Origin of the sequence: Maledivibacter halophilus, assembly GCF_900167445.1 — a bacterium.
In the GTDB taxonomy this organism is placed as follows: domain Bacteria; phylum Bacillota; class Clostridia; order Peptostreptococcales; family Caminicellaceae; genus Maledivibacter; species Maledivibacter halophilus.
Genome location: NZ_FUZT01000012.1, coordinates 1 through 13,778 on the forward strand (window position 1 = coordinate 1; position 13,778 = coordinate 13,778).

At 28.0% G+C, this 13,778-nt stretch carries 12 protein-coding genes and 2 rRNA genes; 10 read left to right on the forward strand and 4 right to left on the reverse strand.

Translation table 11 applies throughout. The features are described from left to right. The 3 genes from B5X81_RS20240 to B5X81_RS20250 form a co-directional block, all read left to right on the forward strand. Positions 1 to 141 (forward strand): 23S ribosomal RNA (locus B5X81_RS20240); the annotation flags it as partial. Positions 142 to 227: 86 nt separating this feature from the next. Then, a 5S ribosomal RNA gene (gene rrf, locus B5X81_RS20245) occupies positions 228 to 344 on the forward strand. Between the two features lie 313 nt (positions 345 to 657). Continuing rightward, positions 658 to 1,155 (forward strand): prolyl-tRNA synthetase associated domain-containing protein, encoded by a 498-nt coding sequence (locus B5X81_RS20250; protein WP_079494361.1) that lies wholly within the window; start codon positions 658 to 660, stop codon positions 1,153 to 1,155. A gap of 80 nt (positions 1,156 to 1,235) precedes the next feature. Here the strand turns inward: B5X81_RS20250 and B5X81_RS27915 are convergent, their stop codons facing one another. Continuing rightward, positions 1,236 to 1,433 (reverse strand): hypothetical protein, encoded by a 198-nt coding sequence (locus B5X81_RS27915; protein WP_139380409.1) that lies wholly within the window; start codon positions 1,431 to 1,433, stop codon positions 1,236 to 1,238. Between the two features lie 458 nt (positions 1,434 to 1,891). Here B5X81_RS27915 and B5X81_RS20260 point away from each other — a divergent pair, with 458 nt between their 5' ends. The 5 genes from B5X81_RS20260 to B5X81_RS20280 all read left to right on the forward strand — a co-directional run bounded on the left by B5X81_RS20260 (position 1,892) and on the right by B5X81_RS20280 (position 8,811). Next, positions 1,892 to 2,905 (forward strand): nucleoid-associated protein, encoded by a 1,014-nt coding sequence (locus B5X81_RS20260; RefSeq protein WP_079494364.1) that lies wholly within the window; start codon positions 1,892 to 1,894, stop codon positions 2,903 to 2,905. A gap of 174 nt (positions 2,906 to 3,079) precedes the next feature. Further along, positions 3,080 to 3,283: a hypothetical protein gene (locus B5X81_RS20265; RefSeq protein WP_139380410.1), complete on the forward strand. Its 204-nt coding sequence runs from the start codon at positions 3,080 to 3,082 to the stop codon at positions 3,281 to 3,283. 249 nt (positions 3,284 to 3,532) lie between these two features. After that, positions 3,533 to 5,935, forward strand: coding sequence for an ATP-dependent DNA helicase (locus B5X81_RS20270; RefSeq protein ID WP_079494367.1), 2,403 nt, complete (start codon positions 3,533 to 3,535; stop codon positions 5,933 to 5,935). 412 nt (positions 5,936 to 6,347) lie between these two features. Further along, positions 6,348 to 7,847 carry a sensor domain-containing diguanylate cyclase gene (locus tag B5X81_RS20275; RefSeq protein WP_079494368.1) on the forward strand — a complete coding sequence of 500 codons (1,500 nt, stop codon included), beginning with the start codon at positions 6,348 to 6,350 and terminating at the stop codon, positions 7,845 to 7,847. Positions 7,848 to 8,130: 283 nt separating this feature from the next. Beyond that, on the forward strand, positions 8,131 to 8,811 hold the full coding sequence (locus tag B5X81_RS20280; RefSeq protein ID WP_079494370.1) for a hypothetical protein: 681 nt from the start codon (positions 8,131 to 8,133) through the stop codon (positions 8,809 to 8,811). Positions 8,812 to 9,025: 214 nt separating this feature from the next. Here the strand turns inward: B5X81_RS20280 and B5X81_RS20285 are convergent, their stop codons facing one another. The 3 genes from B5X81_RS20285 to B5X81_RS20295 form a co-directional block, all read right to left on the reverse strand. Beyond that, on the reverse strand, positions 9,026 to 9,214 hold the full coding sequence (locus B5X81_RS20285; RefSeq protein WP_079494371.1) for a hypothetical protein: 189 nt from the start codon (positions 9,212 to 9,214) through the stop codon (positions 9,026 to 9,028). 221 nt (positions 9,215 to 9,435) lie between these two features. Further along, positions 9,436 to 9,828: a hypothetical protein gene (locus tag B5X81_RS20290; RefSeq protein ID WP_139380411.1), complete on the reverse strand. Its 393-nt coding sequence runs from the start codon at positions 9,826 to 9,828 to the stop codon at positions 9,436 to 9,438. Between the two features lie 351 nt (positions 9,829 to 10,179). Beyond that, the gene (locus B5X81_RS20295; protein WP_079494374.1) at positions 10,180 to 10,866 is read right to left on the reverse strand and encodes a hypothetical protein; all 687 of its coding nucleotides are present in this window, start codon (positions 10,864 to 10,866) and stop codon (positions 10,180 to 10,182) included. A 743-nt stretch (positions 10,867 to 11,609) separates the two neighbouring features. Between B5X81_RS20295 and B5X81_RS28220 the strand changes: the two genes are divergently transcribed. After that, a complete protein-coding gene (locus B5X81_RS28220) occupies positions 11,610 to 11,741 on the forward strand; it encodes an IS66 family transposase (protein WP_244282182.1) in 132 nt (43 codons plus the stop codon). 319 nt (positions 11,742 to 12,060) lie between these two features. Beyond that, positions 12,061 to 13,746 carry a single-stranded-DNA-specific exonuclease RecJ gene (recJ, locus tag B5X81_RS20300; RefSeq protein WP_079494376.1) on the forward strand — a complete coding sequence of 562 codons (1,686 nt, stop codon included), beginning with the start codon at positions 12,061 to 12,063 and terminating at the stop codon, positions 13,744 to 13,746. Positions 13,747 to 13,778 lie beyond the last annotated feature (32 nt).

Sequence of the window (13,778 nt, forward strand, 5' to 3'; positions counted from 1 at the left end):
AAGCGCGAAGCCCACCTTAAGATAAGATTTCCCATCCGAAAGGAGTAAGACCCCAGAAAGACCATCTGGTTGATAGGCCTAAGGTGTAAGGGCAGTAATGTCTTTAGCTGATAGGTACTAATAGGTCGAGGGCTTGACCAAAACATCCATTGTTCAGTTTTGAGAGAATAAAAAAACAATTATTAGTTATGCACTATACATTGTTCATTTCCACGATAGTGCACAAATCCGGTGGCAATAGCGAAGGGGATACACCTGTACCCATATCGAACACAGAAGTTAAGCCCTTCAGCGCCGATGGTACTTGGCGGGTAACTGCTTGGGAGAGTAGGTCGTTGCCGGTTATAAATAAGAAAAGAGTAAGAAGAAATTATTTCTTCTTACTCTTTTCTTATTTGAGAAACTTGTATAATTAACATTATCAATTTCAAAATACAATATGTAGATAATTTGACTGACTCCCTCTATTACATTTTGCATTTTAAAATTCTTCACATGTATTATGCAATTTCTTCATTTATAAAAATAGAAACTTAAAACTTTTGAAAAATAGTAAAATTATGATAAAATAATGTAAAAATCCATAAGGTTTAGTGGGTAGCTTAAAATTTTTAACTATTAACTATAAAAAAAGTTATATACAAAGGAGATAAGGATATGATTACCGAGAATGAGCGAAAGGTGTATGAAGTTTTATGTAATTTAGGGATATCATATACTAAATATGAACATGATCCGGTATATACTATTGAGGAAGCAAATAATTTAGATGTAAATATTATTGGGAAGCATTGTAAAAATTTATTCATCCGCAATAGAAAAGGAAATAAGCATTATCTCGTTATTGTTATTGATTCAAAAAGGGTGAATTTAAAGTTGTTATCTAGCGAGATAGAGAGTACAAGTTTAAGTTTAGCTTCAGAGAAAAGGTTATTCAAATATTTAGGACTTAAGCCAGGAGCCGTTAGTCCATTTGGATTGATAAATGACACTACTAAACATGTAGAAGTACTAATAGATGAAGATTTAATAGGTTCAGATATTATAGGTTTTCATCCAAATGTAAATACTGCGACAATTACTATATCCTATGATGACTTTAGAAAGTTTATTGATTGGTGTGGTAACAAAGTTTCTCATGTTCAGATAGACTAATAAAATAAAAGTGTATAAATATAAATATTACTAAAGAGCTTTTTTGATGTTTTCGAAAAAAGCTCTTTAGCGTTTTTTATTTATTTATTTATTTTATTTACCTTTTTAACCCAATAGTCATTTTTACTAATACCGCAAAAACTACATTTATACACACCATTTTTTTTGTCCTTTTTAAAAATTGTCTTTTGTTGACAATATGGGCAATAAAGTTCTCCCAATTTTAGTTTTATACTTTTTGGTATTGATTTATCTTTAACTTCTTTAGGTTTTTCCATGATAGAAAATATAGTTATTTGTTCGTTAATAAAGATCACCCTCAATTAAAACTATTAATAATTTTATTTAGGATCTACATAGTAAACCTTAATATATACATATCAAAATATAGGGTGTTTCTGAGAAGGTTTGATATATTAAAGTATTTGTTTAAATCCCTATAGTAGCATCTAATAGTCAGCCAAAAAATTTGAATTAAAAATATTTAATATTATTATAACCTAAAGCTAGAGGGCTGTACATATTATTTTAATTTTATAAAATATTAGAAATAGTACAAATTTTATTTTGTGAAATATTTTAGTTGAAAAATAGAATATAATTTAGTAAGGTTTTATATAGTGAAAGAAATTAAAAGGCGAGTTTATATATCAAAACAATCGTAGAAACATTGATACTTTTAGGATGTATAAATTAAGTTTGAGATTGTTTCATTATAATCATAAGGAGGAAAGAAATGGATAGCAATATAATAGTAGATAGATTAATTGTACATGTATTGGATATATCAGTTGGAACACCAGTCTTAGCTAATTTAGAGTATAATTTGGATTCTAATATTAAAGAATACATAGAAAACCATATTTTGAAAATATTTAAAGATATAGATTTAAAGAAAGTATATTTTAAAAATGATGATAATAATATTAAGAAAAATTGTTTAGTACTAAAGAATAAGAAGGAAGATTTTGTTGATGTGAGTAAAGATATAGCATCAATGATATACTTTTTCATAAATCAAAATCCAGATATTCCCTCAGCTGATTTAGTATGTACTTTATTTGAAAAAGATGGTTGTGAGTATTTTGGTATACTAAAGTTCAATTACAAAGAATCCTATATACATTTTATACAAGAAGATGATGGTGGTAGAGATGTCAGGATTATTAAGCAAAAAACTGCATTACCTACTACATCACAGAAGATTGATGAATGTATAATTATTAATATGAATGATTTATCTATATTACTAAAGGAAAAAAAATATGAAATAGATGGGGAAAAGCAGTTATATTTATCAAAAAAAATACTACAATCTACAGAGGTTTTATCGGATAAAGAGAAAGTGGATATAATTAATAAGGCATCAAAAAAAGTTGTAAAGAAATATTGTAATGATGATGTTACAAAAATGGCTGAAATAAGAAATGCTATGGCAAAAAGTTTTGAAGATTCTAGTACTATTAATATTGAAGAAATAGGTGACAAAGTATTCACAGGAAATTTAGAAATACAGAAAATCTATGCTGAAGAAATAGAAAAGCAAGGCCTTAAAGAAAAATCTGTTACTGTAAATGAAAATGTGGAGAAAAGGATTAATAAAAAACAACGATTAGTAACTGATGATGGGATTGAGATTAAGCTGCCTACTTCATATATGACTAGAAAGGATAAGGTAGAATTTGTGACTAATATAGATGGAACAATTTCAATTCTTTTGAAAAACATCAATGAGATAAAAGACAAATAAATTTATCATAAAAATAACATTTTCAAAACTAGTAAATGGGAGATTTATAATAAATTTATTATAAACAAAATAAAGGTACTTAAAGTTTTTCTTATATCCGTATGCTATATGTAAAATCAATTTTTAAATAAGTAGGTGATATAAGTGGAACGGGGAATATGCCAAATTTGTGGAATGTTTTTCGAAAAAAATTATAAAAACCAAGAGCTTTGTTATAAATGTTATGAAAAGGATAAATCTGAATATAGCATTGTCAAAAATTATTTGCTGGAAAACAATGGCGCTACTATTATGGACATATATTATGATACAAATGTTACAATAAAGACAATAGAAAGATATATAAAAGAAGGTAAGATAGAGATTATTGATGAATAAAATATATTTATTAAGTACACCTAAATTCTCTAAAATACATCTTTTTTAAAAGGGGTGATTTTAGATAGTTTAGGTGTTTTATATTACTTAATAAATATAAGTTCATTTTGTTTAGATTTAGTTGAAATTCAATAGAGCTTAAAATATAGCTGTTCTTTTAACGAAATAAGTTGAATTGGACAATATTGAAGAAATATTGCTATAATATGGATAAAAGATGTTTAACTATGTTATTGAAAGGCAGATAATATGAATGATAAAAATGATATAAAAATATCAGTTAGAAATTTAGTTGAATTTGTTTTGCGAAGTGGAGATTTAGATACTAGTTTCAGAAGTACGTCAAGAGCTGTAGAAGGGACAAGAGCTCATCAAAAAGTACAAAAATCCAAGGGGGAGAATTATGAAGCCGAAGTTATGCTAAGACATAGTTTTAAATATAGAGGTTTTGTATTTAAGATAGAGGGTAGAGCCGATGGAATTATAAAGGAAGCGATAGGTAGTAATGTGAAAAATGATGAAAATTTAGCTTTAGGCTCACATACAAGTCTAATTTGTATAGATGAAATAAAATCTACTATGAAATCTCTTGAAGCTATAGATGAAAATTATAATGAGGTACATTGGGCCCAAGCAAAGTGTTATGCATATATTTATTCATTACAAAACGGATTAAAAAATATAGATGTTCAGCTGACTTATTTTCATTTGGAAACGGAAGCTGTCAAAAATATTAAAAAAAATATTAGTTTTGTAGAATTGGAAGAGTTTTTTCATAATATTTTAGATAAATATATAGTCTGGGCAAATTTCACTTCCAAATGGTCTAATATACGCAATAATACAGCAAAGGATTTAGTTTTTCCCTTTGATAATTATAGAACAGGGCAAAGAGACCTTGCAATTTTAGTTTATAGAACTATTAGAGATAAAAAGAAATTATTTGCTCAAGCTCCTACAGGAATAGGAAAAACAATATCAACACTATTTCCTACAGTAAAGGCATTGGGTGAGGGGCACACAACAAAAATATTTTATCTAACAGCAAAAACTATTACTAGACAGGTTGCCGAAGAAGCCTTTATAAAAATGAGGCAAAAAGGTTTGAAATTCAAATCTTTAACACTGATAGCTAAGGATAAAATATGCTTTAAAGAAGAATCAAGGTGTGACCCTGAATACTGTGAATATGCAAAAGGTCATTTTAATAGAGTCAATGATGCACTGTTAGATATACTTAATAATGAAGATGAATTTTCTAGAAATGTTATTGAAAAATATTCAAGAAAGCACAATGTTTGCCCATTTGAGTTTTCCCTTGACTTAGCTATATGGGCAGACTGTGTTATATGTGATTTTAATTATGTTTTTGATCCTAGAGTATATCTTAGAAGGTTTTTTGAATTTAATAGTAATGACTACACATTTTTAATAGATGAGGCTCATAATTTAGTTGATAGATCTAGAGAAATGTTTTCAGCCACTTTGTATAAGAAACCTTTTCTAGAGTTAAAAAAAATATTCAAGGATAAAGAGCCTAAAATAGAAAAGGCGCTTGATAAGATTAATTCATATATGCTTAAGATAAAGAAGCTTTGCAAAGAGGAACATTTTTATATACAAAAAGAAATGCCTAATGATATATGTTATTTATTAAATTCATTAATGGCTGATAGTGAAGAATTTCTTGCCACAAAGCAAGGAAATGAAGGGCATAAAGAGTTATTAGAATTGTTTTTTGATTGCTTAGCTTATGTAAGGATTTCAGAACTTTATGATGATAAGTATGTGACTTATATAGAAAAAAATAATAAAGATGTAAAGTTGAAAATGTTCTGTCTAGATCCATCTTATCTATTAAGAGAAGCAGCAAAAAGAGGGAAGTCAGCGGTGTTTTTTTCCGCCACATTATCGCCAATAGAATATTTTAAGGAGATTTTAGGTGGAGATATGGAAGATAATAGTGTTTTGTTACCTTCTCCATTTGATAAAAGGAATTTATGTATTATGATTGCTGGTAATATTTCAACCAGGTATAAAGATAGAGAAAATAGTTACAATGAGGTGGTAGATTATATAAAAGCTTCAACAACTGAAAAACAAGGAAATTATATTGTGTTTTTCCCATCATATAAGTATATGAATGAAGTTTATGAAAGATTTTTGGAGAAGTATCCTGGGATAAATTTAGTAATTCAAGCTAATATAATGACAGAGGAAGAAAGAGAAGAATATCTTAATAAATTTCATAATAATCCAAAGGAAACTTTAATAGGTTTTGCAGTAATGGGAGGAATATTTTCAGAAGGAGTGGATTTAAAGGGTGAAAGATTATCAGGAGCAGTAGTAGTAGGCGTAGGACTTCCTAAAATATGCTTGGAGAGAAATATAATAAAGAACTATTTTAATGAAAAAAACAATATGGGGTTTAATTATGCTTATCTTTATCCAGGAATGAATAAGGTTTTACAGGCTTCAGGGCGTGTTATCCGAACTGAAAAGGATAAAGGCTTAGTGTTATTGATAGACGATCGCTTTACCTACAAATCTTATAAGAGGATTTTCCCCAAAAGCTGGGGCTATAATATTCATGTTTCATCAGAAAATCAAATTAGAACTTTACTCATGTCCTTTTGGCGTAATAGGAAATAAGAAAATATTTAATATTATATTAGAAGATATATATAGTTATGATATAATATATTAAAAATATGATGATAATTGTTATATTATGTCGAAAATAAAAAAATAATTTGTTATCATGGTCTGGAGAGGCTAAAAAAATTTTTAAAATATATTTTATTCTAACTAAGTTAAGAGGATAATATTCCTATATATAATTTTGCTAAATTAGAATTATGTGATTTCCTCATTTATCTGAAATTAATTTTTAAGTCTTTCTGTATCGATACATCAGTAAGGCTTTTTTGCTTTAATTTATATTTGAAATTTATTAAACTTTGAGGTTTGTTTATCTTTATATATTTATAACTTTAAAATATACGGTTGTAAAACTCATATATAGATCCCAAAAGACTTTTCTCTTTATTAGGGAGGATAAAAGATGAAAGAGCTTAAGGAAAGTTTATCTGTAGTTAGCATGAAGGATTGCTTAAAAATGAATAGTGGTAAAAATATTGACCAAGATACTATTCAAAAAGATAGTGCTAATTTTCTTCAAAAAATTATAAATACAATACCAAATCCAATTTTTGTAAAAGACTTTAATGGGATCTACCAATATTGTAATATTGCTCTAGCTAAGTATTTAGGTTTAAAACATGAAGATGTTATTGGGAGTAGTGTTTATGATGTTTATCCAAAAGAATTGGCAGATATTTATTGTAAGGCAGATAGTGAGCTTATGAAAAAAGGAGGGACTCAGACTTATGAGGCAAAATTAATTCATAAAGATGGATCATTACATGATGTAATTTTTAATAAAGGAGTTATTAAAGATTTAAAAGATGAAATCACTGGTTTAGTTGGAGTAATTGTTGACATTACTGAGAGAAAAGTTAATGAAAAGAGGATACGAAGGCTTTTAAAAATGAAAGAAGTGGCTTTAGAAGTGAATCAAGCTATTATAGGCATAAAAAATATTAATGAATTATTTGATATTATTTTGAAAAAAGTAACTGATGTAATAGAAGATTCTCAGCTTGCTTGCGTTTTACTCTTAGATGATAATAAAAAACTAAAAATTGCATCTAGTAAAGGATACGATGATGAAGCAAGTAAAAGTTATGCACTTAACTTAACTGATACATTTTTATGGAGAGAAGCAAATGGAAAATTTGAGAAAGCTATAATCATAAATGACATACAGAGAAAATACAAAAATGAATTTCCAGATATTTTAGAAAACAACAAATTTTTTGATGTTCAATCTTCAATCAGTGCTCCAATTATAGTAGATAAGAAGTTATACGGGTTTATAAATGTTGATAGTAGCTATAATAATGCATATGATGAACTTGATTTAGAAATGATGGAATATTTACGAAATCAAGTTTCTATAGTCATTAGTAATCATAAACTTTATGAGAAAATAATTTATTTATCAAAGTATGATAAGTTAACCAAAGTGTATAACAGAAGCTATTTCGAAGAATTATTTAATGAATATATAGAAAATGCAATGAAAAATAATGAAAGATTCTATCTCGTACTATTTGATTTAAATGGATTAAAACTTGTAAATGATACATATGGACATTTAGCGGGAGATAAATTGATTAAGAGTTTTGCTATTAATATTTCAAATCTTATTGAAGATAATAATTTTCTTGCACGGTTTGGTGGAGACGAATTTATTGCTGTATTTTCATATATTAAATTACAGGAGCTAATAGATAAATTCGAGATTATAATTAAATATTTTAAAAATAATCCAATTAATTTTGAAGGAAATTTTATTACATGCCAATTTAGTTATGGAATTGCTAAGTTTCCTTATGATAGTAAATATTACGATCAATTGGTAAGTATTGCTGATGAAAGAATGTATGAATTTAAGAAAAAAATAAAAAAGCCCAAGGAAATCTATAAATATAATATTTGAGGAAATTGCATAATACATGTGAAGACTTTTAAAATAGAAAATGTAGTAGAGGACGTCAGGCAAGTTATCTACATATTGTATTTTAAAATTAATAATGTTAATTATGCAAGTTTCTCATTTAAGTAAGAAATAATTATTTTCCTGATTTTTTTATAAAAGTGAACTAGGCTTACACAGAGTATTCCCCTTCATCATACTATAATATTAAGTACTAAAGAATAATCTGTTTTAAGATTACCACTGTCAGTAGTGAGAGAAGGGGTGAAAAATAAAATAATTTATTATGTATAATAGACATAGAAATCTAAGGGTATTGAAAAATAATAACGAAAATGATTCAGACATTATCAATATTGAAGAAGACTTTGAGGAAAATATTGATGATTTAATAAATATAGACACTGAGGAGAATAATGTAATAACTCCTACTGAAGTAACCGATGGAAAAGATAATCAAATAGTAGATCCACAGACACAAGCAGATTCACTGGAAGATATTATTCAAAGACTAATAGAAGATCAAGATGAAGAATCAATAGAACAGATGAGAAGGCTTATACATCTATTTAAACAAATACAAGGACCACTTAGGTTCATCCAGCAAATACAAGGACCTTTAAGATTTATTCAGCAAATACAGGGACCTTTGCAGCTTGTGAGACAATTACAAGGACCTTTGCAAATACAAAGGCAAATGATGAATATGCAGCGGCCAACACAAATGTTAGGAAAATCAATGGCAACTAAACAGATTTATAATCAAGTCCAAAGAAAAGCAAGTCAGCAAGTCAGTAGGCAGATGCAACAGCAGTTTAATAAACAAATACAGGATGTAATATATAAACAAATGTATAGTATGGTTCAAAGGCAAATAGGAGAGCAGATAAAACAGAAATTAGGAAAAGAAATACAGCAGCAATTACCAAATTTACTTAGGAACTTTATAAATAATAAGTCTAAATAAGATTTGAAATTAATCCAGGGAGATATCCTTGGATTAATTATTGAATTTAAAACAGGTTTATAGAAATCAACAAAAGAAAACTTCAGAGTTTAATTTGATTTTTTTAGATTTTCAGTCACGTGTTTGTATAGAAATTCAAGTAAAACTATTAATTTAGAGACATTAAAAACTCTTAAAAGCATTGAGTATTTAAATATCTCAAAATTAAGTTTTACTATATGTTGTCTGTTACTACCGTGTCTTTTTCATTTTTAGGATAACCAATAGAAGCTTCCAATTTTGCCTCCAAAAGTTCTTGGAATATATCTTTAAAACTCTCTTTAAAGAGGGCATAGATATCTCCTACGTTATTAATTTCATTAGCACTGATGATCTGCCGCAATTGCTCTTTTGTAATAGCCATAATAAAACTCCTTCCTGATTAGAATTATTTATATCTAATTCTTGCCAAGAAAGAGCTGTTTTCTACCTGGGACACAAAGTTTTTTACATTACCTTCAGGAACTTGAGGCATAATTTTATCGGTTATCTTGCTTACAAGCTCTGAGGATATTTCTACATCATAAAGTTTTTTTATTTGTTAAATTTTATATTCTCTCGTGGTTCACCCTGAAGGGAACACTCCTAGTATCTGAATTTAAAATTAGCTAATTGTTCAATTTCTAAATGCTTTTCATTTTCAAACATGAATACATAATATTTATCATATAAAAGTTCAGATTGAAAATTTGTCGACTCTGACAAATTTATTATGTTTTCTACATTATTTTTACTAACACCAAGATAAATATAAGAAGTCTCAATAAATCCATATGTATTTTTATCGTCATCACACCTAATCAAAATTCCATTTTCAGTAGACTTTTCTAAGTTGTGAAGATTAAATTTTTTTCTATTATATATTTTGAAAGACTCTTTTGGTGTAATTAAGTCGAAAACTATCCGTTCATCTATAGTAGGTAATTTTGACAAATTTAATATGTCAAAAGATATATCCTTTACCTTAATAAAATTCAATTTGTCATTATCCAAATAAACAATACAACGATTAGCGTTATTTGTATCGTAAATAATAGTATTTTTACAAAGTAAATTTAATGAGATTTCATATGTAAAACACAAGACAATACATAATAACACATATAAAGTAACGGAAACTAAAATTATTTTTTTTATTTTATTAAGCATTTTTATAATTCCTTTAATATATTGTGTTTCCTAGAAAACTCTGATAGATTTAAAATAGTAGGGAATGAGACTTTATTCAAAAATCCCACTCCACCATTTTGTACAATTAAGCTTTTGGCTCAACTGATCCTAGTATTTGAAATATTGATATAAAATATTTTTTTCTAGGATACTCATATTTTATAGCCCTGGAATACTCCAAAGTTCAGAATAGTAATTAGTATTTATTTTACCTTTATAATCACCATCATAATACACCTTTAAGTCGCCAACTTTAAATTCTTCTTTATATTTATTTTGATGGTATCTTTGCGTTGGTCTTGAAACATCAGCGTAATATCTAGATTCGGCGTGTCTTAAAATTTTATCATCAAGGTCATCTTCCTCAACATAACCATAGCGATTAATTCTTGATACAATATCCGAGTTTACGGAAAGTCTTTCACTTGTTTGCATATGATCATACCAATCTACGCCTCTTTCTGCCACATAAGCATATACAAATATCTGAGTCGCATCATATTCATATATTAAACTCTCCTCTACACTTTGTCCAAAATAGGCACTTGGTGGGATTGCTGTACTATATAATGCATATGGAATATTAAATAATGAAGCAACATAACTGGATTTGTAAGTAATTGTTTCTGCAAAATCACTTAGCGTATAGTTACCATCATCTAATAAATTCATAGTACCCCAATTAAAAAGTGGGTTATACCTTGCGTTGCTTCGTTTAGTATCATTTGTATAAACAACAACCTCGTATACTTCATATTCTTCCCCACCATAAGATGTATAAGATGTAATACCATAGGTTTTTAAATATCTAGTGCTTGAAGGAGGGTTTGGCTTAAGGCTAGACATACTAATGCTATTAGATTGTGCATTAACATCTAATTCAACAACTGTTTCTAGTTCATTAATTTCAACAAATAATGATTGTATTTCTGCTTCTGTTTCAGCTGTAACTTCTTGTAACTGTAGCTCTTGTATCTTATGTAAATTATCAAGAAGTATTTGTTTATCACTATTTGATGATTTATCTACAATTTTTTTATCTTGCTCTGTATAAATACTTTCTACTTCACTTTTACTAATTTTATTCCCACTTAATGAAAGAGATGTACTCTCACCTGCAAAACTGGTTACTGATATGCTAAAAAATATACTAATTGTTAAAATTAAGCTTGTTATTTTTTTTTATCATATGTATTCTCCTTTTATAATAAGTGTTTCCTCGAAAACTCTAATAAATTGATCAAAAATCATACTTCCAACATTTTATGTAATTAAAGTTTTTGACTTAGCACCCCTTAGTATTTGCAATATTAATATAAAATAGTTCTCGAGGTTATTCAGTTTTAGTTTCTAATCCCTTGCAAGGTATTATCTTTAGTATATCAGTTTATCTATTATTTTGCAATACATACATTTTTTAAATAATATGTAAAAATATATAAAATAGTTAAGCAAATAGTCTAACGATAACTTTATTGATAGACTAAATAAAAACACCGAACGTATTGAAACAGAATATATTGATAGCTTAAAAATAAGGATAACCTTATTAATTCTTGCTTATGAACAATAAGACCAGGAGAAATAGGATGATGAAGAAAAAAGATAAATTGGCGACCGATGGAAGAATCCCCCTTTCAAATAATCTTTGTGAGGCCAATATAAAACCATTTGCCACAGCAAGACGTGTATGGCTCTTTGCATACGTTATGGAAGTTTAGCATAAATATGTTGCTTTGCATATGACGCCTTCTTTTGAAGCGCTTACTTTTGCTATATGAATTCTATATAGAAATTCAAGTAAAACTATTAATTTAGAGACATTAAAAACTCTTAGAAGCATTAAGTATTTCAATATCTATAAATTAAGTTTTACTATATGAATTCTATATAGAAATTCAAGTAAAACTATTAATTTAGAGACATTGAAAACTCTTAGAAATATTGAGCATTTCAATATCTATAAATTAAGTTTTACTATATGAATTCTATATATATGATAGAATATTTATATAGTTATTTTTTGATTGGAGGATTCTCATGGAAAAGGTATGGAAAATTATTTCTGAAAAAGCTGAAGGTATGTCTATAGTAGAAAATATACTTCATTCTAAAGGTATTACCGAAAAAGAAGAAATAGAAGAATTCTTAAGTGACAAACCTCAAAAAACCTATGATCCATTTATTATAAAGAATATGACGGAGGCTGTAGGTAGAATTATTTATCATATAAATAAGAGAAGTAAAATTATAATTGTTGGAGATTATGATGTTGACGGAGTCACAGCCACAGCATTATTATTGCAATTTTTTGAAGCCATAACTAAAAATATAGATTATTATATACCTAATCGTTTTACCGAAGGCTATGGATTGAATTTAGAAGCTATAAAATATATGAAAGAAGAAATGAAGGCTGATCTTATTATTACAGTCGATAATGGTATAAGTTCTGTAAAAGAGGTTGATTATGCTAAGGAATTGGGGCTAGAAGTTATAATTACTGACCACCATAATCCCCCTGAGATATTGCCTAATTGTTTAGTTATTGATGTGAAACAGCAAGAGGATAATTATCCATTTAAAGAATTATGTGGATGCGGTGTGGCTTTTAAGCTTGCACAGGCGATTCAAAAAACCCTTGGATTACCAAAATCAACTATATCTAGGCTTCTTGATTTAGTTACCTTAGGAACTATTTGCGATATTGTTCCTTTAATAGATGAAAATAGAACTTTTATTAAATATGGACTAAAAAGAGTTAATAAAAATAAGCGCTTAGGATTATCTATTTTAAGACAGGTAGTGGGACTTAAGGATAAAGAGATAACTTCAGGAAGAATTGGGTTTGTATTGGGGCCATGCTTTAATGCTGCTGGAAGACTTGAGGATGCCAAGTATGGTGTGGAGCTTCTTCTTTCTAATGATATAAGCCAAGCTACAAAATTAGCACAATATTTATACAAGCTTAATAGAGAAAGAAAATTAGTGCAAGAATCAGGAGAGGGGTATTGTAAAGATATTGTGGAAAAAAACTATATGAATAATGACTTTTTAGTAGTTCGTGCTGATAATATTTCAGAAGGGGTTATTGGTATTGTTGCTGGAAAAATAAAGGATACTTTTTATAAGCCTACATTAGTAGTTACTAAAAGTGATGAGGGACATCTAAAGGGAAGTGGAAGGAGTATATCTGGTATTAATATTTATGAAGAGATGAAAACTTGTTCCGATATTTTTCTTGGCTTTGGGGGGCATGAAATGGCTTGTGGATTTTCCATAGAGGAAGATAAACTAGATGAGTTAAGATCAAGATTAGATTTTAGAGCTAAAAGGATAAAAAAAGAAAATCCAGATATATTTGTTCCTAAACTAAATATTATGACTCAGATTTCCCCGGATGAATTTACTATTGAACTTATCAATGATATAGCAAAATTAGAACCATATGGTATGGGGAATCCTAAACCTTTATTTATGATAAATAATATACGGGTGGATAAAACTAAGACAAAAGGCTGTGGAGCAAAGGGGAAGCATCTTAAATTTGTTGGGAAAAGTAATAATATTGTTTTGGATGGAATAGGATTTTCTCTAACAGAAAGGTATCGAAGAGTTGGTGAACCCCAGTCTTTAAATCTTGTATTTTCAGTTGACATAAATGAGTGGAATGGCAATATAAAACCTCAAATGATCATTGAGGATTTCAAAAAAGCTCAAAATTAATAGAAATAAAATGTTATAATTATAACATTAGA